At 67.9% G+C, this 24,168-nt stretch carries 21 protein-coding genes and 1 riboswitch; of the genes, 6 read left to right on the forward strand and 15 right to left on the reverse strand.

The annotated features are described in order from the left end of the window. The first annotated feature begins 8 nt into the window (after window positions 1–8). Window positions 9–482 carry a hotdog fold domain-containing protein gene (locus ACVCMB_RS15775; RefSeq protein ID WP_447105644.1) on the forward strand — a complete coding sequence of 158 codons (474 nt, stop codon included), beginning with the start codon at window positions 9–11 and terminating at the stop codon, window positions 480–482. Between the two features lie 3 nt (window positions 483–485). On the opposite strand, the gene ACVCMB_RS15780 is transcribed toward ACVCMB_RS15775, so the two are convergent. Together ACVCMB_RS15780 and ACVCMB_RS15785 are read right to left on the reverse strand one after the other, a co-directional pair. Continuing rightward, complete coding sequence (locus tag ACVCMB_RS15780) at window positions 486–1,391, reverse strand: CPBP family intramembrane glutamic endopeptidase (RefSeq protein ID WP_447105645.1); 906 nt, start codon at window positions 1,389–1,391, stop codon at window positions 486–488. Window positions 1,392–1,465: 74 nt separating this feature from the next. After that, window positions 1,466–3,067 (reverse strand): peptide chain release factor 3, encoded by a 1,602-nt coding sequence (locus ACVCMB_RS15785; protein ID WP_447105646.1) that lies wholly within the window; start codon window positions 3,065–3,067, stop codon window positions 1,466–1,468. Window positions 3,068–3,411: 344 nt separating this feature from the next. On the opposite strand from ACVCMB_RS15785, the gene ACVCMB_RS15790 reads away from it, so the two are divergent. Beyond that, window positions 3,412–4,568, forward strand: a protein-coding gene (locus ACVCMB_RS15790) for an IS3 family transposase (protein ID WP_447105647.1) whose coding sequence is annotated in 2 segments (ribosomal slippage) — window positions 3,412–3,661 and window positions 3,661–4,568 — 1,158 coding nt in all. Because the reading frame shifts where the segments join, the coding sequence is not laid out codon by codon here. On the opposite strand, the gene ACVCMB_RS15795 is transcribed toward ACVCMB_RS15790, so the two are convergent. Together ACVCMB_RS15795 and ACVCMB_RS15800 are read right to left on the reverse strand one after the other, a co-directional pair. After that, window positions 4,543–4,911 (reverse strand): hypothetical protein, encoded by a 369-nt coding sequence (locus ACVCMB_RS15795; RefSeq protein WP_447105648.1) that lies wholly within the window; start codon window positions 4,909–4,911, stop codon window positions 4,543–4,545. The genes ACVCMB_RS15790 and ACVCMB_RS15795 overlap by 26 nt on opposite strands. A 136-nt stretch (window positions 4,912–5,047) precedes the next feature. Then, a complete protein-coding gene (locus tag ACVCMB_RS15800; RefSeq protein ID WP_447105649.1) occupies window positions 5,048–6,445 on the reverse strand; it encodes a M20/M25/M40 family metallo-hydrolase in 1,398 nt (465 codons plus the stop codon). A 304-nt stretch (window positions 6,446–6,749) separates the two neighbouring features. Here ACVCMB_RS15800 and ACVCMB_RS15805 point away from each other — a divergent pair, with 304 nt between their 5' ends. Next, window positions 6,750–7,316: a manganese efflux pump MntP gene (locus ACVCMB_RS15805; protein WP_447105650.1), complete on the forward strand. Its 567-nt coding sequence runs from the start codon at window positions 6,750–6,752 to the stop codon at window positions 7,314–7,316. 39 nt (window positions 7,317–7,355) lie between these two features. Here ACVCMB_RS15805 and ACVCMB_RS15810 read toward each other — a convergent pair whose 3' ends face one another. From ACVCMB_RS15810 to ACVCMB_RS15850, 9 genes are all read right to left on the reverse strand, one after another. Next, window positions 7,356–8,801: a M20/M25/M40 family metallo-hydrolase gene (locus ACVCMB_RS15810; RefSeq protein ID WP_447110576.1), complete on the reverse strand. Its 1,446-nt coding sequence runs from the start codon at window positions 8,799–8,801 to the stop codon at window positions 7,356–7,358. A gap of 21 nt (window positions 8,802–8,822) precedes the next feature. Continuing rightward, complete coding sequence (locus ACVCMB_RS15815; RefSeq protein ID WP_395116602.1) at window positions 8,823–9,545, reverse strand: response regulator; 723 nt, start codon at window positions 9,543–9,545, stop codon at window positions 8,823–8,825. Beyond that, entirely contained in the window at window positions 9,542–10,972 is a 1,431-nt protein-coding gene (locus tag ACVCMB_RS15820; RefSeq protein WP_447105652.1) for a sensor histidine kinase, read from the reverse strand. The genes ACVCMB_RS15815 and ACVCMB_RS15820 overlap by 4 nt, the downstream gene beginning before the upstream one ends. Window positions 10,973–11,014: 42 nt before the next feature. After that, on the reverse strand, window positions 11,015–12,892 hold the full coding sequence (locus ACVCMB_RS15825; RefSeq protein ID WP_447105653.1) for a potassium transporter Kup: 1,878 nt from the start codon (window positions 12,890–12,892) through the stop codon (window positions 11,015–11,017). 268 nt (window positions 12,893–13,160) lie between these two features. Beyond that, the gene (gene fusA, locus ACVCMB_RS15830; RefSeq protein ID WP_395116608.1) at window positions 13,161–15,290 is read right to left on the reverse strand and encodes an elongation factor G; all 2,130 of its coding nucleotides are present in this window, start codon (window positions 15,288–15,290) and stop codon (window positions 13,161–13,163) included. A gap of 236 nt (window positions 15,291–15,526) precedes the next feature. Further along, window positions 15,527–15,973: a hypothetical protein gene (locus tag ACVCMB_RS15835; RefSeq protein WP_395116610.1), complete on the reverse strand. Its 447-nt coding sequence runs from the start codon at window positions 15,971–15,973 to the stop codon at window positions 15,527–15,529. Window positions 15,974–16,184: 211 nt separating this feature from the next. Then, entirely contained in the window at window positions 16,185–16,868 is a 684-nt protein-coding gene (locus tag ACVCMB_RS15840) for a M24 family metallopeptidase (protein ID WP_447105654.1), read from the reverse strand. Continuing rightward, complete coding sequence (locus ACVCMB_RS15845; protein WP_447097126.1) at window positions 16,865–17,218, reverse strand: DUF1304 domain-containing protein; 354 nt, start codon at window positions 17,216–17,218, stop codon at window positions 16,865–16,867. The genes ACVCMB_RS15840 and ACVCMB_RS15845 overlap by 4 nt, the downstream gene beginning before the upstream one ends. Window positions 17,219–17,297: 79 nt before the next feature. After that, on the reverse strand, window positions 17,298–18,044 hold the full coding sequence (locus ACVCMB_RS15850) for a 2OG-Fe dioxygenase family protein (RefSeq protein ID WP_447105655.1): 747 nt from the start codon (window positions 18,042–18,044) through the stop codon (window positions 17,298–17,300). Between the two features lie 178 nt (window positions 18,045–18,222). Further along, window positions 18,223–18,339, forward strand: a riboswitch (SAM riboswitch). An 86-nt stretch (window positions 18,340–18,425) separates the two neighbouring features. Between ACVCMB_RS15850 and metX the strand changes: the two genes are divergently transcribed. The 3 genes from metX to ACVCMB_RS15865 are packed head-to-tail and all read left to right on the forward strand — an operon-like array spanning window position 18,426 to window position 21,755. Beyond that, window positions 18,426–19,436: a homoserine O-succinyltransferase MetX gene (metX, locus tag ACVCMB_RS15855; protein WP_447105656.1), complete on the forward strand. Its 1,011-nt coding sequence runs from the start codon at window positions 18,426–18,428 to the stop codon at window positions 19,434–19,436. 40 nt (window positions 19,437–19,476) lie between these two features. After that, window positions 19,477–20,676 (forward strand): cystathionine gamma-synthase, encoded by a 1,200-nt coding sequence (metB, locus tag ACVCMB_RS15860; protein WP_447107188.1) that lies wholly within the window; start codon window positions 19,477–19,479, stop codon window positions 20,674–20,676. Further along, window positions 20,673–21,755, forward strand: a complete 1,083-nt coding sequence (locus ACVCMB_RS15865; RefSeq protein ID WP_447105657.1) for a homoserine dehydrogenase — start codon at window positions 20,673–20,675, stop codon at window positions 21,753–21,755. The genes metB and ACVCMB_RS15865 overlap by 4 nt, the downstream gene beginning before the upstream one ends. Window positions 21,756–21,764: 9 nt before the next feature. Here the strand turns inward: ACVCMB_RS15865 and ACVCMB_RS15870 are convergent, their stop codons facing one another. Further along, window positions 21,765–22,352, reverse strand: coding sequence for a YceI family protein (locus tag ACVCMB_RS15870; protein ID WP_447105658.1), 588 nt, complete (start codon window positions 22,350–22,352; stop codon window positions 21,765–21,767). Between the two features lie 143 nt (window positions 22,353–22,495). Continuing rightward, entirely contained in the window at window positions 22,496–24,160 is a 1,665-nt protein-coding gene (locus ACVCMB_RS15875) for an APC family permease (RefSeq protein ID WP_447105659.1), read from the reverse strand. Between the last annotated feature and the right edge of the window lie 8 nt (window positions 24,161–24,168).

Genomic DNA, 24,168 nt, shown 5'->3' on the forward strand with positions numbered 1-24,168 from the left:
GGTGACCGGTGAGCGCCTCGGTGCTGTCGCTGTATCGGCGCATCACGCGCTGGCCCGCGGGCCACTGGCTCTTCTCGCGGCTGATCTGCCTGAAGGCGCCGTACTTCACCACCATCGCGCCGCGCTTTGTGACATTGCAGCCGGGCCGCTGCGAGGTACGCATCCGCGATCGCCGGCGCGTGCACAACCACATCGGCACGGTGCACGCGATCGCGCTGTGCAACCTGGCCGAGCTCGCTGCCGGCATGATGGCCGAGGCGACCGTGCCGGCGGACATGCGCTGGATACCCAAGGGCATGAGCGTCGAGTACCTGAAGAAGGCGGTCGGCTCGATGCACGGCACGGCAACGCCGGAGGCGGCCGCGCCTGCCAGCGGCGCGAGCCAGGAGTGGCCGGTCAAGGTCGAGGTGGTCGATGACGCGGGCGAGACGGTGTTCCGGGCGCGCGTGCTGATGTGGCTGTCGCCGCGCAAGCGCAGCTGAGCTTTACGGATTCCGACGCCGCCAGCACGGCGGCACGATGCTGCCGCGGCGCAGGGCGAACAGCAGCAGGCCTAGCGTACACAGCGTACACAACGTCAGCGCGATCACCGACGCCTCGGCGCCGAACACGCCGCCGCTCAGCCAGTCCGGGCCGCTGCGGGTGGATACCAGCCAGCCGTCCGCCGGCGAGCCCGAGACCGGAATGCCGTAGATCGTGCCCTGGGCGAAGTTCCATGCCGCGTGCACGCCCATGCATGTCGGCAGCGAGCGCGTCACGTGATAGAGCAGGCCGAACAGCAGGCCCGCCTCGATCGCGATGGCCGCCGAGCTCCACAGCGTGGCGCCGGGATTGGCGATGTGCACCGCGCCGAACAGCAGGGCCGAGATGGCCAGCGCCCACCAGGTGCCCAGGCCTTCCTCGACGATGCGGAACAGCACGCCGCGGAACATGATCTCCTCGCCGATGCCGGCGCCCAGCCCCACCACCAGCAACGCACCCAGCCAGGGCGCATCCGCGCGGATGGCCTCCACGTGGTAGCTGCCGGCCAGCCACAAGGCCGCCACCACGGCGCTGAACAGGACCAGCCCGATCAGCACGCCAAGCAGGCCTTGCGGCAGCAGCGTGCGCGGGGCCAGCTCGGCGAGCGGCCGGCGTTCGATCAGCCTCACCAGGATCAGATATGCCGCCAGCGGTACCAGCGCACGCAGGACGAACTGCGCCAGGTCGCGCTGCAACACCGGCGTGTCCTTGTCCAGGCCGAGTGCGAAGAAGACGAACTGCACCGCCACCATGAGACCCACCAGCCAGGCCACGAAGATCGCGATCCGCGCCGGCGGGGAAAACAGCAGCCAACGCTTCCACCGAGGTGCCGTGGCCGGTGTGGAAAACGCCAACGTCTGTTGTTGCATGCAGCCTCCCCTTGTGCGAACGCCCAAGGTAGCGGCGTGCCGGCGCGCTGGCCAGTGGGGCAGGGTGGCTTTGCTCAGGCTTCCACGGAGGCGGCATGCTCGCGGGTGGCGGCGAAGCGCACCTGCGGCCAGCGCTCCTGCGCCAGCTGCAGGTTGACCCGCGTCGGCGCGATGTAGACCAGCTCGCCGGCACCGTCGATGGCCAGGTGCATCGCGTTCTTCTCGCGAAACTCATCCATCTTCTTCTCGTCGTCGCAATGCACCCAGCGCGCGGTGCTCACGCCGACCGGCTCGAAGCTGGCGTCGACGTTGTATTCGTCCTTCAGTCGGTACGCCACGACCTCGAACTGCAGCACGCCGACCGCGCCGAGGATCAGGTCGTTCGACATCAGCGGGCGGAAGAACTGCGTGGCGCCTTCCTCGGAGAGCTGAGCCAGGCCCTTGTGCAGCGCCTTCATCTTCAGCGGGTCGCGTAGCCGCGCGCGGCGGAACAGCTCGGGCGCGAAGTTCGGGATGCCGGTGAAGGTGACCAGCTCGCCCTCGGTGAAGGTGTCGCCGATGGTGATGGTGCCGTGGTTGTGCAGGCCGATCACGTCGCCCGGGTAGGCGGTCTCGACGATCTCGCGGTCGGAGGCCATGAAGGTCAGCGCGTTGGCGATGCGCACTTCCTTGTGGGTGCGCGTCTGGATCATCTTCATGCCGGCCGTATAGGTGCCCGAGCACACGCGCATGAAGGCCACGCGGTCGCGATGCGCCGGGTCCATGTTCGCCTGGATCTTGAACACGAAGCCGGACAGCTTCTCCTCCTCCGGCTGGATCTCGCGCGTGGTGGTGGCACGCGGGCGCGGGCTGGGCGCGTGCTCGACGAAGAAATCCAGCAGCAGCTGCACGCCGAAATTGTTCACCGCCGAGCCGAAGAACACCGGCGTCTGCCGGCCGGCCAGGTACTCGTCGATATCGAAGGAGGGCGCGGCGCCCTGCACCAGCTCCAGTTCCTCGCGCAGCTCGCGCATCGCCTCCGCACCGATCTTCTCTTCCAGCCCCGGTGCATCCAGGCCCTTGAAGATGGTCGAGTCCTGCCGCGTGAAGTTCTTGCCCGGCTCGAAGATGTGCACCTCGTCCAGCGCCAGGTGGTACACGCCCTTCAGCCGCTTGCCCATGCCGATCGGCCAGGTCAGCGGCGCGCAGGCGATGCCCAGCACCGACTCCACCTCGTCCAGCAGTTCGATCGGCGAGCGGCCCTCGCGGTCGAGCTTGTTGATGAAGGTCATGATCGGCGTGTCGCGCAGCCGGCACACTTCCATCAGCTTGATCGTGCGCTCCTCCACGCCCTTGGCGCAGTCGATCACCATCAGCGCCGAATCCACCGCGGTCAGCACGCGGTAGGTGTCCTCGGAGAAATCCGCGTGTCCCGGTGTGTCGAGCAGGTTGACGATCTTGCCGTCGTACGGGAACTGCATCACCGACGAGGTCACCGAAATCCCGCGCTCCTTCTCCAGCGCCATCCAGTCCGAGGTGGCGCTGCGCGACGTCTTGCGACTCTTCACCGAGCCGGCCATCTGGATCGCGCCGCCGAACAGCAGCAGCTTCTCGGTCAGCGTGGTCTTGCCCGCGTCAGGATGGCTGACGATGGCGAAGGTGCGGCGGCGGCGGGTTTCGTCGAGATGGGTGGACATGGGGAGCGGGTCGGCTTGAGCGCGAACCGGTCATTGTAGCGTGGATATGTTGATTGCCCTATGACTCCCTAGAGTGCGATGCACGTTTCCTGCTGGGCGCAATCGAGAGAAGGGCTGATTTTGGTAAGCCGACGTCGTGCTCGGGCTCACGGCCCGACGGCTGTGCTGACGGCGCAAACAACGTCTTCAAGATCGTTGAAGATAGGCGCTCACGTAAGGCTGATGCTTGGGCTCAGTCTTTTGTACGGATTCCTCGATGCGCTTTATCTGATCGGGGGACAAGGGTTCTACCCCGATTCTGCGGACACTTTCACTAAGCCCCATACTGGGCCAGAGGAGTGTCCATGTCCAAGCGCAAGCGTTACAGCCCTGAATACAAACGGGAGATCGTCGAACTGGTTCGGCGGTCGAAGTCGAGCTGCCGCCAGGTCGCCCTGGAGGTCGGCGTCAATCCGAACATGCTGACCCGGTGGGTGCGGGAGGCCGAGGCGGGAGGTGGCAAAGCTTTCCCCGGAGGCGGCACCCCGCGTGACGAGGAGCTCGCTCGGCTCAAGCGCGAACTGACGCGCGTGACCAAGGAACGGGATTTTTTAAAAGACGCGGCAGCGTACTTCGCGAAGCAATCACCGAACGGTACGCGGTGATTGAGCGCTGCCGCAGCGACTATCCCGTCGGGATGATGTGCCGCTGCCTTGAAGTTTCAACGAGTGGTTTCTACGCTTGGGTCGGGCGCAAGCCGGGCCCGCGTGCGCGGGCCAACGCGGGCCTGCTGGAGCGCATCCGGGAGATCCACGAGGACAGCAAGGGCGTCATCGGCGCCCCACGCATGCAAGAGGACCTGGTCGATGAGGGCATGCATGCCAGCGTCAATCGGGTGGCTCGACTGATGGCCCGCGCTGGCCTGCAGGGCTGGCCACGGCGAACCCGGCGCCGTTTTGGCGGCAAGCCGGGCGCCCGGCCCGTGGGGATCGAGAACCGGCTGGAACGTGACTTCCAAGCCTCCGAACCGGAGACGAAATGGGTAACCGACATCACCGAAGTCGCGACGCAGGAAGGCAAGTTGTACCTGTGCGTCGTGGTCGATCTGTACAGCAAGCTGGTGGTGGGCTGGTCGATGCATCACCGCCAGGATCGCCACATGGTGGTGCGGGCGGTGCAAATGGCGGTGTGGCAGCGGCAAGGCAGCTCGGAGGTCATCCTGCACTCCGATCGCGGTGGCCAGTTCATCAGCGGCACGTATCAGAAGTTCCTGGGCGGGAATGCCCTGGTGAGCAGCATGAGTGCGGTTGGCCACTGCGCCGACAACGCGGCGTGCGAGGGCTTCTTCGGGATGCTCAAACGAGAGCGGGTGCACCATCGCTGCTACCGGACTCGCGACGAGGCGCGGGCCGATCTGTTCGATTACCTTGAGCGGTTCCACAACCCGCGCATGCGTCGTAGAGTTGCCCGGCGCGACCGGGAGTTTTCAGCCTTAATCAAACCGTCCGTGGAAACGGGGTAGAACCCGGCTCGTTCTTGAAAGCTTCGGTATACAGCTCGTCGTAGTAAAACCGCTTGAAGCGGTCAACAACATCTTCAAGCGTGAAGTTCGCTGGATCAACCCGCCAGCTTGGATCTTCGCTGATCAGTCTACGTCGGAGATCATTTGCAAGGCTGGACACTGAGCGATTGTTGAGAGAACCAAGTCCGAAAGTCAGTGCGCCAACGGGAAGTCCGTTGACGTGCATCAATTTTTCTGTATTGAAATATGAGTTGTGGTACTCGGTCGCGGTGAAGAGCGTCGAGGCGCTATCTGCCCCAAGTACGAGTCCATCACCTACCTTCAATGCGACAACGATTGTCATCCCTGTTCCCCTGATACATCCGCGTGGCTGACTGTACACCCAACCCGAACGGGCATATTGGTGTCAGGTCCGGACTCGGTACGGACGCCGCTGAGTGGCGAGCGACGTAACAGCCACAGGGTCTTTCGTCGACGCTTCATTTTGCCAGCTGCACCAGCACTCGATGCCAGAACTCCAACCCCGCCGCGACTTCCGACGCCGGCAGCCTCTCGTTGAGGCCGTGGGCAAACGTGTCGTCGGGTTTGGTGAAGGCGGCATCGATGCCGTAGCTGGGGACGCCGGCGGCGCGGAAGTGCTTGCTGTCGGTGGCGCCGGCGGACATGCTCGGCACCACGTCCACGCCAGGGAAGCGGGCGTGCACGGCGTCGGCGACGGCCGCGATCACCTCCGGGCGCAGCGGCGAGGCGGCGTTGGGCACCGGCGGGGTGGACACCCGGGTCACGCTGGCGGACTTGTCGTCGATCACCTTGACCAGGGTGTCGCGCACGCTGTCGACCGACGTGCCCGGGAAGATGCGGCAGTTGATGTTGACGCTGGCGCGCTGCGGCAGCGCGTTGACCGCGTGGCCTCCTTTGAGCATGGTTGCCACGCAGGTGGTGCGGATCTGGCCGACGTAGGCGGGGTCGGCGGAGATGGTGGCCGCCGCGGCGGCATCGTCGGGATGGGCGGCGAAGCGGGTCATCGCCGCGCCCAATGGGCCGGGGATGTGGGCGCCGAGCGCACGCAGCGAGGCGAGCGTGATCTCGTTGTTTTCCGTCGGAAACTGGTGGGCGGCGACGCGGTCGATGATGCGCGCCAGCCGGTAGATCGCGTTGTCCGCGCCGGGTTCGCTGGAGTGCCCGCCGGGCGAGGTCAGGGCGATCTGGAAGTCCGCATAAGTCTTCTCGGCGGCCTGGATCTGGTACAGCAAGGGCTTGCCGGTCTCGGCGTCGAGGGTACCGCCGCCGGCGTCCGCGTTGAACAGGAATTCGGCGTCGTGGTAGCGCTTCGCCAGCTCGCGGGTCGAGGCCATCGCGGTCTCCTCGTCGCCGGACAACAGCAGGATCAGGTCGTGGCGCGGCGTGAAGCCTTCGCGCTTGAACCGGATCAACGTTTCGACCAGCACCACCGCAGCGGCTTTCATGTCTGCCACGCCGCGGCCGTAGAGATAGCCGTTTTCCTCGACCAGGGTGAACGGGTCGCGGGTCCAGTCTTCGCGCTTCGCCGCCACCACGTCCATGTGCCCGGACAGCAGGATCGGCCGGCCTCCGCCGGTGCCGCGGTAGCGCGCCACGAGCGCGGCGGTGTCGTCCACCGGAATGATTTCGACGTCGCCGTCGGCAAAGCCGGCAGCCTTGAGCTTGCCGGCCAGGTATGCGGCCAGCACCGGCACCTGGCGTTCGCCCTCGACCGTGCGGATGCCGACCGCATGTTTCAGCATCGCCATCGTTTCAGGCAGTGCCTCGGTGGCGGTGTTGGCGCGGGCCGGACCGATGCCGGTGCAGAAGATCAGGGCGGCCACCGCGGCGGGGCCAAGCGCTCGTGCTGCTCTCATTCGAAATCCCCTTGCATGCCTTGAACGAAGCCCCAGTATGCGCGACGGCATGCCCGTCTGCCTGTGCCGGGCCCGCTGCGCCGTTGTGCTAACCTTGCCGCCGCGCTGCGGGCTTTGCCGGCAGCGCAACATCCCTTGGGGAGTAGCCTGCCTCGCTGCGGCGAGGCGTCTCCGTCAACATGCTCGGCGTCCATCCGCCGTGGCGAAGACACCGATCCTGGTTGGCGAGACCAACGGCTCACGGCGCCACTGCGGTCGGGCGCGTCGTGGTGCCGTTGCGCCTGGCCCGACCGAATGGCTGCTCATGAACCCCGTCTCCATCCTGTTGCTTGGCTTTGCCATGTCCACCGACGCGTTCGCCGCGGCGATCGGCAAGGGCGCGGCGATGACGCGTCCACGGCTGACCCAGGCGCTGCGCGCCGGCGCGATCTTCGGCGTGATCGAGGCGATCACGCCGGTGGTCGGCTGGCTGCTGGGCAAGGGCGCGGCGCGCTACATCGAGGTGTGGGACCACTGGATCGCGTTCGGTCTGCTGCTGGCGTTGGGCCTGCACATGATCTGGAACGGGCTCAAGCCCGAGCCGGACGAGCCGGTTGATGAAGCGAAGCGGCACGGCTTCGCCGCGCTGGCCATCACCGGGCTGTCCACCAGCATCGACGCGCTGGCGGTGGGCGTGGGGCTGGCCTTCGTCGATACGCCGATCGCGGTGGTCGCGGTGGTGATCGGCCTGTGCACCTTCAGCATGGTCACGCTGGGCATCATGCTTGGTCGCGCGCTGGGCGAGGTGGTGGGCAAGCGCGCGGAGATGATCGGCGGTTTCATCCTGATCGGGGTGGGCGTGGTGATTTTGTACGAGCACCTGGCCGGGTGAGGCGACGCCCACCCCGCCGGCATGGTCGCGCCGAGCGGCTTACTTCGCCAGCTTCGTCAGCAGGCTGTGCCAGAAATCCAGCGCGGCCGGGACCTCGGAGGCCAGCAGTTTTTCGTTGAGGCCGTGGGCGAAGCTGTCGCCGGGTTTGCCGAAGTTGGGCGAGACGCCGTAGCTGGGCACGCCGGCGTTGCGGAAGTGCAGGCTGTCGGAGGCGCCGGCGGACATGCCGGGCACCACGTCCAGCCCCGGGAAGCGCTCGTGCACGGTGGCGGTGACGGCGGCCACGATGTCCTCGCGCAGCGGCGAAGCCGGGCTTTGCACGGGCGGCGGTTGTTGCACGGTGATCTTCACGCTGGGGTCGGCCACCACCTGGTGGAGCGTGGCCTCGACGGCGGCGACGCTGGTGCCGGGGAAGATGCGGCAGTTGATGTTGGCGCTGGCGCGTTGCGGCAAGGCGTTGAGTGCGTGGCCGCCGTCGAGCATGGTCGCCACGCAGGTGGTGCGCAGCTGGCCGACGTAGGCGGGGTCGGCCGAGATGACCGCGGCGGCCCGGGCGTCGTCGGGGTGGGCGCTGAACTGCAGCATGGCCTGCGCCAGCGGGCCGTGGCTGTGCTCGCCCACCGCCTTCAGCGAGGCCAGGGTGATCTCGTTGTGCTGCACCGGGAAGGCGTAGCCGGCGACGCGATCGAGCGCCTGGGCCAGCCGGTAGATCGCGTTGTCGGGCGTCGGTTCGCTGGAATGGCCGCCGGGCGAGGTGACGGTGAGCAGGAAGTCCGCATAGGTCTTCTCGGCGGCCTGGATTTCATAGTCCACCGGCTTCAGCTGGTCGTCGAAGGTGCCGCCGCCGGCATCCGCGTTGAGCAGGAACTCGGCGTCGTGGTAGCGCCTGGCCAGCTCGCGGGTGGAAGCCATCGCGGTCTCCTCGTCGCCGGAGAACACCAGGATCATCTCGTGGCCGGGCACGAAGCCCTCGCGCTTGAAGCGCATCATCGTGGCGACCAGGGTGACGAGGCTGGTCTTCATGTCGGAGGTGCCGCGGCCGTACAGGTAGCCGTTCTCCTCGATCAGCGTGAACGGGTCGCGGCTCCAGTCCTTCGGGTTGGCCGCCACCACGTCCATGTGCGCCGAGAGCAGGATCGGCTTGCCCTTGCCGCTGCCGCGGTAGTGCGCGACCAGCGCGGCGGTCTCGCCGACCGGGATGACCTCGATGTCCGACTTGGCGAAGCCGGCCGATTCCAGCTTGCCGGCGAGATAGCGCGCGAATGCCGGCACCTGGCCCTTGCCTTCCACCGTCTGCGCGGCGATGGCATGGCGCAGCATGGCCATGGTTTCGGGCATCAGCTGTGCGGTGGTTTCGGCGCCTGCGCTGGAAGGTTGCACAAGCGCCAACGCGAGGCCAACACAGGGCAACAAGTGGCGCATCGACATGGCGGCATTCCAGGCAGTGGCGTTGAATGCCGAGTATATCTGCCAGTGCACGCCCATCAGCCAGTGGCGGCAAGGATTTCAGCTGGGTGCGGATTCGTCGCCGCTGCCGTCCAGGAAACGGTAGCCTATGCCCGGCTCGGTCTTCAGCCAGCGTGGCGCGGCGGGATCATCGCCCAGCTTCTGGCGCAGGCGGCCCAGCACGATGCGCAGGTAATGCGTGTCCTGCACATGCGTCGCCCCCCACACCTCGCGCAGCAATTGCTGCTGGCTGATCACGCGGCCGGCATGGCGCAGCAGCAGGGAGAGCACGGCGTACTCCTTGCGGGTCAGCGCGATCTGTTTGCCATCGAGGCTGACTTCGCGACGGGCCAGGTCGATCGCCAGATGGCCGTCGGCATACCGCGGCGGCACGTCGGCCGCGCCGGTGGCGGGATGGTGGCGCAGCAGGGCACGAAGCCTGGCCATCAGTTCCTGCATGCCGAACGGCTTGGTCACGTAGTCGTTGGCGCCGTTGTCCAGCGCGCGCACCTTCTCGCTCTCGGCGCTGCGCACGGACAGCATCAGCACCGGCACCGAGCTCCATTGGCGCAATTCGGCCAGCACTTCATGGCCTTCGCGGTCGGGCAGGCCCAAGTCGAGGATGACCAGATCGGGCGATTGGGTAGCGGCCAGGGCCAGCCCTTCGGCAGCGTTGGCCGCCTGCAGCACCTGATAACCCCCGGCACGCAGGCCGATGTCGAGGAAGCGACGGATCTGCATCTCGTCGTCTATCACCAGCACGCGTGGCGCGGAAGTGTTCAAGCGCTGCTCTCCGGTGCGGGTGGCAGGGGCAGGGTGATGCGGATGGTGGTGCCGCCGCCAGCGGTAGCCAGCGCTTCCACGCTGCCGCCGTGCGCGCCGATCATGCCGCGACAGATCGACAGGCCCAGCCCGGTGCCATTGTTGCCGCGATCGCCACGCGAGACCGAATGGAACATGTCGAAGATGCGCGCCCGCTCATCCGGCGGAATGCCCGGCCCGTGATCGATCACCTCGATCTGCAGCTGTTCGCCGATCACCGCCGCCTCCAGGCGCACGGCCTCGTCGGGCGGCGAGAAGTGTGCGGCGTTTTCCAGCACGTTGAACAGCGCCTGCTCGATCAGCGCCGGGTGCACATAGAGCAGTACCGTCTCCTGCGGCAGCGCGGTCTGCACGGCGAGTGCCGGGAAGAACCGGCGCAGCCTGTCGGTGGCGGTCACCAGCACTTCGGTCGCATCGACCCAGTCGCGATGCAGCTTGAGCGCGCCATGGCCGAGCCGGGTCATGTCCAGCAGGTTCTGGATGTAGCGGTCCAGCCGCTGGCCCTCATGCACGATCGACTGCAGCAGCTCCTGCCGTTCGTCCCGCGGCAGCTGCGTTTCGTACATGGCTAGGGTGTCGGCGGCACCGATCATCGAAGCCAGCGGCGAGCGCAGGTCGTGCGAGACGGAGGAGAGCAGGGCATTGCGCAGCCGCTCGGTTTCGCCCTGCACGCGGGCCTGCTCGAGCTCGTGCGCCAGTCGGGCGCGTTCCAGTGCCAGTGCGATGTCCTGGCTCATCGCGAGGGCCAGCTCGCGCCGCTCGGCATCGGGTTCGTCCGAACCTCGCGTGGCAAACACCACCGTGCCGTGGCCGTGGGCGCCGACGGTCAGCGGAACCACCCACTCGCCGCCGGACTCACCGTTTCGATCGACGGCGGATGCTTGCTCGGCAGGGTTGATGTGGACGGTTGCGCCGACCGCCTGCGTCAATGCGCGAGCGCCGACCTCGCGAATCGCCGCGGCACCGGCGGCGGTGGCCAGTTGCCTGCCCAGCTGCAACAGCGTGCGCGTGCGCTGCTGCGCGGTTCGCAGGGAGGCGATCTGGTCGGAGAGCCGGGTGGCCATGCGGCTGCAGACGAGCGCGACGATCAGGAACAGCACGATCGCCAGCACGTCGTCGCCGTTGGCGATGGCCAGCGTGTACCGCGGGCGGGTGAAGAAGAAGTTGTAGCCGAGGAAACACAATACGGCCGTATAGACGGCTACCGCCATGCGCTTGCGTACCGCGACGGCGAGCACCCCGGTCAGAAGGATCAGCGAGAGATTGGCGATCGACAGGTAGCGGTCGGCAACGAAAGTCAGCGCAAAAGCCGCCAGCGTGACCGCGGTGGCGAAAAGGTAGTCGGCCGCGGCCGCGTCGTGCGGGCGGCGTGGCGCCGGCTCATGCATGCGGAAGGTGTTCCCGGCGATGGGTCGATGGCCGATGTCGTGTCATATCTCCACCTCCGATCCCAGTTCGATGCGCCGGTTGCCGGGAATCCGGAAGAACGCGGTCGCGGACAGCGCATTGTGCGCCATGAAGGCGAACAGGCGGTCACGCCAGGCCGCCATGCCGTGGGCATGCCGGCCGGCCACGACGGTCTCGCGGGACAGGAAGAAGGTGGTATCCATCATGTCGAACGGCAGGCCGTGATGGCCGCACTGTGCCAGTCGCAGCGGTATGTCCGGGTCCTCGCTGAAACCGAAACGCAGGCGCAACCGGGTGAAGCCCTGGCCCAGCGCAGTCCATTCAAGTCGTTCCGGAGGTTCGGCCCGGGGCGTATCCAGTGTCTCGACGGTAAGCAGCACATTGCGCTCGTGCAGCACCTTGTTGTGTTTGAGATTGTGCAGCAACGAGCTGGGAATCGCCTCGGCATTGGCGGTCAGGAACACCGCGGTGCCAGGCACGCGCACCAGCGGATGATCCGCCAGGTTGCGGATGAACGGCGCCAACGCCACGCCGCCTTGCTGGATTTCCCGTACCACCAATTCGCGTCCGCGGCGCCAGGTCGTCATCACCGCGAACACGCACAGGCCCAGCGCCAGCGGAAACCAGCCGCCGTGTTCCACCTTGACCAGGTTGGCGCTGAAGAAGGCGACGTCCACCGTGAGAAGGGCAGCGCCGGTGGCGATCACGGCCGGCAGGCGCCAGCGCCACTGGTAGCGCGCCACCACCAGTGCCAGCAGGGTGGTGGTGACCATGGTGCCGGTGACGGCGATGCCATAGGCAGCGCCCAGGTTGTCCGACGAGCGGAAGCCGAGCACGGCCGCCACGATCAGGATCAACAGGATTCGGTTGATCCACGGCACATAGATCTGGCCGGCCATCTCCGACGAGGTGTGCACCACCCGCATGCGCGGCATGTAGCCCAGCTGCATCGCCTCGCGCGTCATCGAAAACGCGCCGGAGATCACCGCCTGCGAGGCAACCACGGTGGCGGTCGTGGCCAGCGCGATCATCGGATACAGCATGAAGCGCGGCACCAGGTGATAGAACGGATTGGCCACCGCGGCGGGGTCGTGCAGGATCAGCGCGCCCTGGCCGAAGTAGTTCAGCACCAGCGCCGGCAGCACGAAGTTGAACCAGGCCAACTGGATCGGGCGCCTGCCGAAGTGGCCCATGTCCGCATACAGCGCCTCGGTGCCGGTAACTGCCAGCACCACTGCCCCGAGCGCGAAGAACGCCTCGGCGTGGTTGCGCAGGAAGAAGTCGATGCCGTAGGTCGGACTGAGCGCCCGCAGAACCTCCGGATGGCGCGCGATGCCCAGCACGCCGAGGCCGGCGATGCTGATGAACCAGATCACGCAGACCGGGCCGAACACGGCGCCGATCCGATGCGTGCCGTGCTTCTGCAGCCAGAGCAGCCCGATGATCACCCCGACGGTGATCGGCAGCACCCAGGGCTCCAGCCCCGGTGCGGCGACCTTCAGCCCCTCGACCGCCGACAGTACCGATATCGCCGGCGTGATCACGCCGTCACCATAGAACAGGGCGGCACCGAACAGGCCGAGCACGATCAGGCCCATGCGCAGATACGGCACGTCGCGCGCGCTGCGCTGGGCCAGCGCCAGCAAGGCCATGATGCCGCCTTCGCCGTTGTTGTCGGCGCGCATGATGAACACCACGTACTTGATCGACACCACGATGATCAGCGACCAGAACACCAGGCTCAGCGCGCCCAGCAGGTTCGCCGGCGTGACCGGTACGCCATGCTCGCCGAACACTTCCTTCAACGTGTAGAGCGGGCTGGTGCCGATGTCGCCGTAGACCACGCCCACGGCGCCCAGTGCCAGGGCGGCGAGCCGGCGCCTTTGCGACGGGTTGTTCATGCGTCATGGCCGATGGCGATGGGCCCGGCGGATGCCGGTGCGACGGGAAGAACGACGAGGTGAAACATCTGCACTGCCTGGAATGGATCAGGCGCGCAGTCTGGGCGTCGGGCCGTAACAGCGGCATAGCGCCACGCGCTGACGGCATAAAATTCGCGTAAAAATTGCCGTGGTCGCCGCGAGCAGCCACCAACGAAAAGGCCCGGGATGCCAGCTCCCGGGCCTGCTCCATGTGTCGCGGTGGTTCTCGCCGCAGCGGCTGTCGGACCTACTTCGCCTCCTTCTCCATCAGCTTCTCCACCATGCTGGCGGGCACTTCCTGGTAGTGGTCGAAGATCATGCTGAAGTTGCCGCGGCCGCTGGTGGCCGAGCGCAGGAAGTTGATGTAGCCGAACATCTCCGACAGCGGCACGAAACCCTGCACGAAGGCCGACGTGCCTTTCTGGCCCTGGTCGGAGATGCTGCCGCGGCGACGGTTGATGTCGCCGATGATGTCGCCGAGGTAGCTCGCCTCGGTGACCACCTCCAGGCTCATGATCGGTTCGAGCAGCTTCGGCTTGCTGAGCTTCTGCGCCTCGCGGAAGCAGGCGCGCCCGGCGATCTCGAAGGCCAGTGCGGAGGAGTCCACGTCGTGGTACTTGCCGTCGATCAGGCGCGCCTTGAAATCCACCACCTCGTAACCGGCCACCTGGCCCTGGCGCGATTCGACCTCGATCGCGTGCTGCACCGCGGGGATGTATTCGCGCGGCACCCGGCCGCCGACCACCTCGTCGGAGAACACCACGCCCGAGCCCGGCTCGCCCGGCTCGAAGATGATCGTCACCTCGGCGAACTGGCCGGAGCCGCCGGACTGCTTCTTGTGCGTGTAGGTGTGCTCCACCGTCTGCCCGAACGCCTCGCGGAAGCTGACCTTGGGCTTGCCCATGTTCGCTTCCACGCCCAGCTCGGTGCGCATGCGGTCGATGGTGATTTCCAGGTGCAGCTCGCCCATGCCCTTGAGCACGGTCTGGCCGGTTTCCTGGTCCACCTCCATGCGCAGCGAGGGGTCGGCCTTGACCATCTTGTAGAGCGCGGTGGAGAGCTTGTCGACGTCGTTGCGGTTCTTCGGCTCCACCGACACGCTGATCACCGGGTCGGGGAAGCGCATGCGTTCGAGCAGGGCCGGGTGCGCCGGGTCGCTCAGCGAGTCGCCGGTCTCGGTCTCCTTCATCGAGACGAAGGCGCAGATGTCGCCGGCGCGGGTCTCGTCGATCTCGCGGGTGTGGTCGGCCTGCACCTCGACGATGCGGCCCACGCGCTCCTTCTTGCCGCGGGTGACGTTGAGCAGGGTGTCGCCCTTCCGGATCACGCCGGAGTAGATGCGGCAGAAGGTCAGCGTGCCGAACTGGTCGTTGATGACCTTGAACGCCAGCGCGCGCGCGGGCGCATCGTCGGTGACCGGCTGTTCGCCGATGGCGTTGCCGTCCTCGTCGACGATGGAGATGCCGCCGTTCTCGCCCGGGTAGGGCATGTAGTCGACCACGGCATCCAGCAGCTGCTGCACGCCCTTGTTCTTGTACGAGGAGCCGCACAGCACCGGCACCAGCTTGCCGCTGACGCAGCCCGTGCGGATGCACTTCTTCAGCACTTCCGGGTCGTGCTCGCCGGTTTCGATCAGGCGCTCGAAGGCGTCATCGTCCATCGCCAGCGCGTGTTCGAGCAGCTCCTGGCGCAGCGCGGGCAGTTGCGAGAGCCACTCGTTGTCGGCGGCCGTGGCGAACTTCAGGCGCTGCTGCGCCTCCTCGAAGGAGACCGTCTCCCACTTGCTGTCCTTGTCGTCGGACTGCCAGATCAGCGCCACGCCGGCGACCAGGTCGGCCATGCCGCAGAACTCGTCGCTGCTGCCCAGCGGCACCTGGCACAGCAGCGCCGGCGCGTTCAGGCGTTCGCGGATGCCCTTCACGCAGTGCGCGAAGTTGGCGCCGATGCGGTCCATCTTGTTGACGTAGCACAGCCGCGGCACGTGGTACTGGTCGGCCAGGCGCCAGTTGGTCTCGGTCTGCGGCTCCACGCCGGCGACGCCGTCGAACACGACCACGGCGCCGTCCAGCACGCGCAGCGAGCGGTTCACCTCGATGGTGAAATCGACGTGGCCCGGGGTATCGATCAGGTTGATCTGATGGCCCTTCCACTCCGTGGTCACCGCCGCCGACTGGATCGTGATGCCGCGCTTGCGCTCCTGCTCCATGTAGTCGGTGGTGGTGGAGCCCTTGCCGTCCTTGGTCTCGTGCGTGTTGACGATCTGGTGCTTGCGGCCGGTGTAATACAGCACGCGCTCGGTCGTGGTGGTCTTGCCCGCGTCGATGTGCGCGATGATGCCGATGTTGCGGAAACGTTGCAGAGGTTTGCTGCGAGCCATGACGCGCGTCCATTGGAGAGGGCCGGAAGCGCAGGATGCGACCGGCGATCCGCCCATTGTAGCGAGGAGGGACGTGCAGGGATCAGGGCGTGGCCGGGCACGGGTGGCGGTGCGCCACGCGCTGCCGCTCCCCCGGGGATGGGGAGGGTGAGGGGATGAGGTTCTTGTTCTCGCTCCTCGTTTGCCGGGAGCGAGCCACCCGACCCTCCCCCGCAAGCCGGGGAGGGGGCGCAGGCTCAGCCCGCGACGATGCCGTAGTGCGGGTCGTTGCGCGCCGGTTCGCCCAGTTGGCTGAGCAGGATCGCGGTGCGGATGGTGAAGTCGTTCCAGCTCGGCAGCGCGGCCAGTTCCAGCCAGTCGGTCCATTCGGGCGCGAGTGAGCTGTCGTTGCGCCGTGCGGCGGCCTTGCGGCCGTCCAGGATGGCGTCGCGGATCGCCGGCATGCACGACATGAAGTGGCGCATGGTGTCCTTCTCCGTCACGGACAACCGGCTTGCCGGCGACTCCACCAGCCAGGTGCCGGCGGCTTCCATTTCCCACTGGTATTCGCCGGCCAGGAACCAGGTGAACACGTCGCCCTCGGCTTCGCCGGCGGCGACCGCGCGGGCGTGCTCCATGAAGCGGCGCACGGTCTGGTCGTGTCGATCTGACGTATCGGCGGAGTCGGTTGTAGTGGCCAGCATGTGCGTGTCCTCGTTCCCCAGTGGCGACGACCCGGCGAATGGGGCGCGTCGCGTTGCCTGCCTTGGCTCATGCACGAGCGGTGCCAAAAGTCTTGTCCACGCCGCCGGCCGCGCCAGCGCGGGCAGCGCCGGCCCAGGCTGCGCCTGCCTCGGCCGGTCGCGCTGCCGGCGGCCAGCGACGCGATGCGTCAGCTTGTGACCGGCGCGACCCTCAGCTCAGGCGGTTGCCCTCGAGCAGGTCTTCGTGGAAGGCGCCGAAGGGTTCGCTCGGGTGGGCGAGCTGGATCTCCAGTATCCACAGGCCGCTGGCCGGCACGCGGTCGAGGTCGCCGAGGTCGCCGCCGTGGTGGATCGCATGCGGAAAATCGCTGACCCGGTGGCCCTTGATCGCCTGGTTGAAACGCCAGCCCATGGCCGCGGCGCGTTGGGTGGCGAAGGCGTACAGGGCGCGGCCGCTCAGGCCGTCGTGGCGCCAGGCGTAGGCCACCTGCCGGAACAGGGCGCGCGCCGCGTCGGCGCAGGCCTGGCGTTGCGGCGCGTGACCGACCACGAAGGTATCGCCCACGTCGCCTTCGTGGCCGTCGAAGACCAGTCCGAGGTCGATGAAGTAGCTGTCGTTCTCGCCCAGCCGCACGCCCGGCTCGGAAGGCTCGCGGAACCCCTTGGTGGTGTTGCGGCCGATGCGGATCAGCGGCCGGTGCCACAACCGCTCGCTGCCGAGTTCGGCGAACACCTCGTGGGCGAGCGCCACCGCCTCGGGTTCGCTGATGCCCGGCTGCATGCGCGCGCGAATCGCCTGCAGCGCCGCCCAGCTGCGCTCGCGGGCGCGCAGCATCAGCGCCGGATCAAAGCGCGCCCCCACCGCTTCCCGGGCGGGGCCCTGCGCGCGGCTCAAGCGAGCACCAGCAGCAACGCGACCGCGGCCGGCAGTGCCTGGAACCAGAGGATCTTGCGCGCCGCGGTGAGCCCGCCGAACACGCCCGCGGCGAGCACGCAGCCAAGGAAGAACACCTTGATGGCGAACCCGTCCGGACCCAGCCACACGCCCCAGATCAGCCCGGCGACGAGGAAGCCGTTGTACAGCCCCTGGTTGGCCGCCAGCGCCCGCGACTGTTCGGCGAACTCCTCGCTGAGGCCGAACGCGCGGCGACCGGAAGGTCGCGTCCACAGGAACATCTCGAGGATCAGGAACCACAGGTGCAGCAGCGCGATCAGGACGATCAGGAGGTTGGCGACGAGGGGCATGGCGTGCTCGCGATGAGGCCGTTCGGTGATTGTCGCAGCGGCCGATTCGATGGCGCAAATGGCCGCCGGCGAGGTGCGCTCAGGCGCCGGGGGACGCCGGCGCGGCAGCGCGAAAGGTCACCACCAGCACATCGCGATGCGACGCTTGCGCCGGGTCGATCGGGGTGACCGCGGTGACGCCATGGCTGACGCGGGCATCGATGACCATGGCCGCGTCCAGCGGATGGGCCAGAGTGAAACTGCCCAGCAGCGCGCCGTCATCGGCGTGGATGGTGGTGGTGCCGCTCTCGATGTTCTGGCGGTCGATCAGCAGCACCAGCACGTAGTCGACGCCGTCGTGGTGGACGCCCTCCGGGGTGGGCTCGCCAGGCTCGTCGGCGCGCGCCTCGATGCGGAACTGGTGCGTCTCGACATGCCAGCGGCGCGGCCCGCCGACCGCCATCGGGGCGAACAGCGCATGCGCAAACTGCAGGATGCAGCGCATGCTGGCGCCACCGGCCAGCGCCGGCCGGATCGGCAGGAACCAGCGCTGGATGTCACCCTGCAACGGGTTGTAGCGCGCACTCTGCCAATGCGGCTGGTGCGGCTGGCGCTGCAGCGTGCCGTCCGGCTCGATCGCGAACGTGGCGTGGCGCCGGCTGCGATGCCGACCTACCGCCGCCAGGTAGGTGTCGGGTGCCAGGTCGTTCCAGCTGGCGCGAAAGGCCGGCCAGTCGTCCATCTCCGGCATCGGCAGCAACTGGCGCATGTGTTCGGCGGTGACGAAGGCGAAGCCGTCGCGATGCAGGCGGGCCTGCAAGGCGGGGCGGTCGAGAGGGGGAGTCATGGGGCGACACGGTAGCAGCATCCCCCGCGGCCGGACAGTGCGCCACCCCGGCAATGCACACGGCGGGCACTGCCCGCCGATGCCTCTCGAAGTGTCCATGCGATGAATTTCGCCCATATAAACGTTTAGATGTTTAGACGTCTATTGACACAAGGCGTTCCAGGCGCCACCATCCGCCCACTCATCGAGACCGGCTGAGGGACAGGCCCTTTGAAGCCGGGGCAACCTGCGGAGCGTTTCCGTCAAGGTGCCAACTCCTGCGGAGGTGCGCGGTGCACCTGCCGGTAGATGGGCGTCACCCGTTTCGCGGCCTGCGCCGCCGAGTCACGGGCGGCGGCCACTCCGGTCCCCCGCGGGGCGATGCCGACCGGAGCCACTGGCATGACCTTGCAGTCCCAAGCCCGATGTATCGACACCCCGCACGACGCGTTCGTGCCGTCGGCGGAACCGTGCCTGCGCCTGGCCGCCCGGCGCGACAGCCGCCGGCTGATCCTGCAGCCGAAGTACGGCAGCGGCCCGCGCGAAGTCGAGGTTGGCTACGCGTGGCACGGCGCGGTGGGCGGACCCACGGTGATCGTGCAGGGCGGCATCTCGGCCGATTGCGATGTCAGCGGTGCGGCCGGCTGGTGGCGGGAGTTGGCCAGCGACGGCGGGGCGATCGACCTGACGCGTTGCCGGGTGCTGTCGATCGACTGGCTGGACAGCGCGCAACTCGGCGCCGAGGCGGTCTCCAGCGAGGACCAGGCCGATGCGCTGGCTGGCCTGCTGCGCGCGCTGGGCATCGCCCGCGCGCATGCCTTCGTCGGCTCGTCCTACGGTGCGATGGTGGCGCTGGCCTTCGCCGCCCGCCATCCGCGTGCGGCAGACCGACTCGTGCTGCTGGCCGGTGCCCACCGGCCGCACCCGCTCAGCACCGCCCAGCGCAGCGTGCAGCGCGGCATCGTGCGGCTGGGCCAGGCCAGCGGCCATGTCGACGAGGCGCTGGCGCTGGCGCGGCAGCTGGCGATCACCACCTATCGCGGCAGCGCCGAATTCGGTCGCCGCTTCGCCGGCGCGCCCGAGCAGCGCGCGGAACGCTTCCATTTCCCGGTCGAGGATTACCTGGAGCACCAGGGCCGGCGTTTCGTCGAGCGCTTCGACGCCGATCGCTTCCTCGCCCTGTCCGAATCGATCGACCTGCACCAGGTCGAGCCCGAGCAGGTGGCCGCGCCGGCGACGCTGATCGGCTTTCCGTCCGACCGGCTGGTGCCGCTGGCCGACCTGTGCGAGTTGCAGCGCCGCCTGCGCGGCCCGGCAACGCTCGAAGTGGTCGAGTCGCCCTACGGCCACGACGCCTTCCTGAAAGAACCCGAACAACTCGCGCCGCTGCTGCGCGAGGCGATAGCCCTGTAGGGCAGTGCCCGCCCTGCGACTTCACCGATTGCCGAAAGACCTGGAGATTGAGATGACCTCACCCGCCCCCTGTACCCGCGCCGTGCGCGCCGGCATCGAAAGCGACACCCAGCACGGCGCGGTGGTGCCGGCGCTGCACCTGTCGACCAACTACAGCTTCGAGGGCTTCGGTCGCAAGCGCGCATACGACTATTCGCGCAGCGGCAATCCCACCCGCGACCTGCTGGCCGAGGCGCTGGCGGAGCTGGAGCAGGGCGCCGGCGCGGTGGTCACTTCCAGCGGCATGTCGGCGGTGGCGCTGGCGCTGGAACTGGTGCCGCCCGGCGCCACCGTGCTGGCGGCGCACGATTGCTACGGCGGCAGCTGGCGCCTGCTGGATGCGTGGGCAAAGAAGGGGCGCTTCGCGGTCGAGTTCGCCGACCTCACCGACAACGTGGCACTGGCCGCGGCGCTGGCGCGCAAGCCGGCGCTGGTATGGGTGGAGACGCCATCCAACCCGCTGCTGCGGATCACCGACATCCGCCACGTCGCGCAAGCCGCGCATGCGGCCGGCGCGCTGCTGGTGGTCGACAACACCTTCCTGTCGCCGGCGCTGCAGCAGCCCTTGCTGCTCGGCGCGGACGTGGTGGTGCACTCGACCACCAAGTACATCAACGGCCACAGCGACGTCGTCGGCGGCGCGGTGGTGGCGCGCGACGCGGCGGTGGCCGAGCAGCTGAAGTGGTGGGCCAACTGCACCGGGCTCACCGGCGCGCCGTTCGACAGCTACCTCACCCTGCGCGGCCTGCGCACGCTGGGCGTGCGCCTGCGCCAGCACCAGGAGAACGCTGCGCGCCTGGCCGAGCGGCTGGACGGCCATGCTGCCGTGCGCAAGGTCTACTACCCGGGCCTGGCCGGCCACCCCGGCCATGTGCTGGCGGCGCGCCAGCAGCTCGGCTTCGGCGCCATGCTCAGCTTCGAACTGGACGGCGACGTGCCGCAGATCGAGGCCTTCGTCGACGGGCTGGAATATTTCTCGCTGGCCGAATCGCTGGGCGGCGTGGAAAGCCTGATTGCGCACCCGGCGACCATGACGCACGCCTCGATGGCGCCGGAGGCGCGGCGCACGGCGGGCATTTCCGACAGCCTGCTGCGCGTGTCGGTAGGCATCGAGGACGGCGACGACCTGCTGCGCGACGTCGACGCCGCACTGGCCCGCGCCGAAGCGGTACGGACGTCCAAACGCCGGGTGCCCGCATGAGCGCGGTGCTGGCCGAGCACGCGCTCCACGCACGCGGCGCGGCGGCGTCGACCACGGCGATCGTGCTGCTCGGCACCGGCGTGGTGGGTGGTGCCTTGCTGAAGCTGCTCAACACCGACGCGGCCCGTTCGCTGCGCCTGGTCGGTGCGGCGAACTCGCGGCGCCAGCAGACCGATCCGGACCGGCTGGCCCGGCGCGGCCTGCGCGACCAGCTCAACCAGCATGGCGCGCCGCGCGACAACGCGGGCCTGCTCGCGGCACTGGATGCCAGCGGGGCGGTGGCGAAGGTGATCGTCGACGCCACCGCCAGCGCGACGCTGGCGGCGCGCCATGCGGAATGGCTGGCGCGCGGCTATCACGTGGTCACCGCGAACAAGGCGCTGGCCGGCGGCGAGTTGTCCGGCTGGCGTGCCTTGCAGGCGGCGCTGGATGGCGGCGGTCGTTACGGCGATTCGGCGACGGTCGGCGCGGGCCTGCCGGTGCTGTCCACGCTGCGTCGGCTGCGCGCGTGCGGCGATCACCTGCTGACCCTGGAAGGTGTGTTCTCCGGCTCGCTGTCGTGGCTGTTCAACCAGTACGACGGCAGCCGGCCGTTTTCCGAGCTGCTGCGCGAGGCGCGCCGGCTGGGCTACACCGAGCCCGATCCGCGCTCGGACCTGTCCGGCGAGGACGTGGCGCGCAAGCTGCTGATCATCGCGCGCAGCGCCGGCTTCTCGCTGGGCAGCGACGAGGTGCAGGTGGAAGGCCTGGTGCCCGAGGCGCTGCGCTCGCTCGATGCCGACGCGTTCCTGGCGCGACTGGACGAGCTGGACGCGCCGCTCGCCGCGCGTCACGCCGACGCGGCCTCGCGCGGTTGCGTGCTGCGCTTCCTCGCCCGCCTCAACCAGCGCGGCCTGGCCCGGGTGGGCCTGGCCGAAGTACCGCTGACCCACCCGGCCGCGCGCCTGTACGGCACCGACAACCAGTTCGCCCTCACCACCACCCGCTACAACACCCAGCCGCTGGTGATCCAGGGCCCGGGCGCCGGACCGGAGGTGACGGCGCAGGCCTTGCTGGGGGACGTGCTGGCGCTGGGGTGAGGGCGCGTCTTACTTGACCGCAATCGCCTCGACCTGGATGCGCAGCGTCACGTCCATGTTGAAGCCGTAATCCCTGCCGGCATCGATGCCGAAGGTGTCGCGCCGGAACGTGGCCAGTGCATCGGCGCCGCAGACTTCGCGCTTGAACACCGGATGCGGCATGCACTTGAAGCTGTTGATCTTGAGATCCAGCGGATGGGTGGCGCCGTGCAGGGTCAACTTGCCGGCGACCCGCGTCGGCGCACCGTTGACGAAGTCGACGAGCTTGCCGGTGTAGGTCGCCTGCGGGTAGCGGCTGCTTTCGAACAGGTCCTTGCCCTGCGCGCTCCGGTTCAAGGCGTCCAGGCCGAAGTCGGCACTCTTGATGTCGACGGTGACATCCACCGTGCCGGTGCCGGCGGTCTTGTCCAGCGTGACCGTGCCGCGAGTGTGATTGAACTTGCCGCGCCACACCGACAGCCCGCCCATGTGATCGGCCTCGAAGCTGGGGTAGGTGTGGTCTGGATCGATCCGGTAGGTCACCGCGGCGGCGACGGCGCTGCCACTGGCGGCAAGCAGCAGAGTGGTGGTGATGATGGCGGTGCGTATGGAAAGCATGGCGGACTCCCGTTCGATGTGCAGCCGAAAGTGGATGCATGTCAGGGCGACGAACCGGCCGCCGCGTTTTCGACACGGCCGGGAACGCATGAACGAAAACGCACGGCCTGGGCCGTGCGTTTCGTCGATTGAATGAGGCGGGCTCAGCGGCCGGTGATGCGCTCGGCGCTCTCTTCGTCCGGCGGCACCTGCAGCTCACCCGGATGCTCGTGCGCCTCGAGGCGTACGGCTTCCACCGACGGCGTGCGCCAGCCGGATTTCACGCCCCACAGGTAGAACACCAGGCCGATCACCGCCACCAGCGCCAGGTCCCAGCCGTAGGACAGGTAACCCTTGCCGCCGAACATCGTGCTCCCCGCCCACGACACCAGCGCCAGCGTGGGCAGATAGCAGACCAGCCACCAGGCGCCCTTCATCTGCCGGCCGAAATCGTGCCAGCCGGCCTTGGCCTGGTAATAGAAGTACACCGGCAACGCGACCACCATCAGCACGATGATCTCGCCCGTCAGCGGCCACCTGGCCCAGTACAGCAGTTCGGTGGACATGATGAAGGCGACGCCGGCCAGGATCGGCAGGCCGGCAAGGCGGAACGGGCGGTTCAATTCCGGCGCGGTCCGCCGCAGCGTCATCACGCTGACCGGGCCGGTGAGGTAGGAAATGATCGTGGCCACCGAAATCACCGCCGCCAGCGCACCCCAGCCGCGGAAGAAGAACAGGAACAGGAACGACACCGCCAGGTTCACCCACATCGCCGGCCGCGGCACGCCCCACTTCGGATGCACGGTGCCGAGGATCTTCGGCAAGGTGCCGTTGCGCTCCATGCCGTACAGCATGCGCGCGGTGGTGGCGGTATAGGTCATGCCGGTGCCGCTGGGGCTGATCACCGCGTCGATGAACAACAGCGTGGCCAGCCATTGCAGCCCGAGGATGATCGCCAGATCGGCGAACGGCGAGCTGAAGTCGATGCCGTGCCAGCCCACATTGGCCAGCATCTCGCGCGGCACCGCGCCGATGAACGCCACCTGCAGCAACACGTACACGATGGTGGCCAGCGCGATCGCGCAGACGATCGCGAACGGGATGCTGCGGCCCGGGTTGCGCGCTTCGCCGGCGAGGTTCACCGGGCTCTGGAAACCGTTGAAGCTGAACACGATGCCGGCGATCGCCACCGCGGTGAGGATCGAGGCGAAATCGGTCTTGTGCAGCTCGCCGTGGATGCCGACGCTGAAGTTTTCCGGATGGAAGCCGCTCATCATCAGCAGCACCGCGGTGAGCGCGGGGATCACCAGCTTGAACAGGGTGATGGCGGTGTTGGAGCGCGCGAACAGCTTCACACTCCAGAAGTTGAACAGGAAGTACACGATCACCAGCGCTGCGGCGATCAGCAGGCCGGTGGTGCTCAGCTCGCCATGGCTGCCAGGAACCTGGTGATAGAGATCCTTCGCCCAATCCCACTTCCACGACGACATGTACTGCGCCGACGCTTCCGCTTCGACCGAGATCACCGAGACGATCGCGATCCAGTTCGCCCACGCCGCGATGAAGCCGACCAGCGAGCCGTGCGAGTAATGCCCGTAGCGCACCATGCCGCCGGATTCGGGAAACATCGCGCCCAACTCGGCGTAGGTCAGCGCGATCGCCATGATGACCACCGCGCCGATGACCCACGCCCAGATCGCCCCCGGTCCTGCGATCTGCGCCGCGCGCCAGGCGCCGAACAACCAGCCCGAGCCGATGATCGAGCCCAGGCCGGTAAGCATCAGGGCGAACGGGCCGACATCGCGGCGGATCGCGCGTTCTTGGGTCATGCGAGGTT

It is taken from the genome of Rhodanobacter sp. UC4443_H10 (genome assembly GCF_052978325.1).

Bases quoted from the DNA above. Each gene is read 5' to 3' on its own strand.
- ACVCMB_RS15785 (WP_447105646.1), bottom strand. From the start codon at position 3,067: ATGTCCACCCATCTCGACGAAACCCGCCGCCGCCGCACCTTCGCCATC.
- ACVCMB_RS15870 (WP_447105658.1), bottom strand. From the start codon at position 22,352: ATGCTTTCCATACGCACCGCCATCATCACCACCACTCTGCTGCTTGCC.
- ACVCMB_RS15850 (WP_447105655.1), bottom strand. From the start codon at position 18,044: ATGACTCCCCCTCTCGACCGCCCCGCCTTGCAGGCCCGCCTGCATCGC.
- ACVCMB_RS15780 (WP_447105645.1), bottom strand. From the start codon at position 1,391: ATGCAACAACAGACGTTGGCGTTTTCCACACCGGCCACGGCACCTCGG.
- ACVCMB_RS15845 (WP_447097126.1), bottom strand. From the start codon at position 17,218: ATGCCCCTCGTCGCCAACCTCCTGATCGTCCTGATCGCGCTGCTGCAC.
- fusA (WP_395116608.1), bottom strand. From the start codon at position 15,290: ATGGCTCGCAGCAAACCTCTGCAACGTTTCCGCAACATCGGCATCATC.
- ACVCMB_RS15795 (WP_447105648.1), bottom strand. From the start codon at position 4,911: ATGACAATCGTTGTCGCATTGAAGGTAGGTGATGGACTCGTACTTGGG.
- ACVCMB_RS15820 (WP_447105652.1), bottom strand. From the start codon at position 10,972: ATGCATGAGCCGGCGCCACGCCGCCCGCACGACGCGGCCGCGGCCGAC.
- ACVCMB_RS15875 (WP_447105659.1), bottom strand. From the start codon at position 24,160: ATGACCCAAGAACGCGCGATCCGCCGCGATGTCGGCCCGTTCGCCCTG.
- ACVCMB_RS15825 (WP_447105653.1), bottom strand. From the start codon at position 12,892: ATGAACAACCCGTCGCAAAGGCGCCGGCTCGCCGCCCTGGCACTGGGC.
- ACVCMB_RS15810 (WP_447110576.1), bottom strand. From the start codon at position 8,801: ATGGGCGTGCACTGGCAGATATACTCGGCATTCAACGCCACTGCCTGG.
- metX (WP_447105656.1), top strand. From the start codon at position 18,426: ATGACCTTGCAGTCCCAAGCCCGATGTATCGACACCCCGCACGACGCG.
- ACVCMB_RS15800 (WP_447105649.1), bottom strand. From the start codon at position 6,445: ATGAGAGCAGCACGAGCGCTTGGCCCCGCCGCGGTGGCCGCCCTGATC.
- ACVCMB_RS15865 (WP_447105657.1), top strand. From the start codon at position 20,673: ATGAGCGCGGTGCTGGCCGAGCACGCGCTCCACGCACGCGGCGCGGCG.
- ACVCMB_RS15805 (WP_447105650.1), top strand. From the start codon at position 6,750: ATGAACCCCGTCTCCATCCTGTTGCTTGGCTTTGCCATGTCCACCGAC.
- ACVCMB_RS15835 (WP_395116610.1), bottom strand. From the start codon at position 15,973: ATGCTGGCCACTACAACCGACTCCGCCGATACGTCAGATCGACACGAC.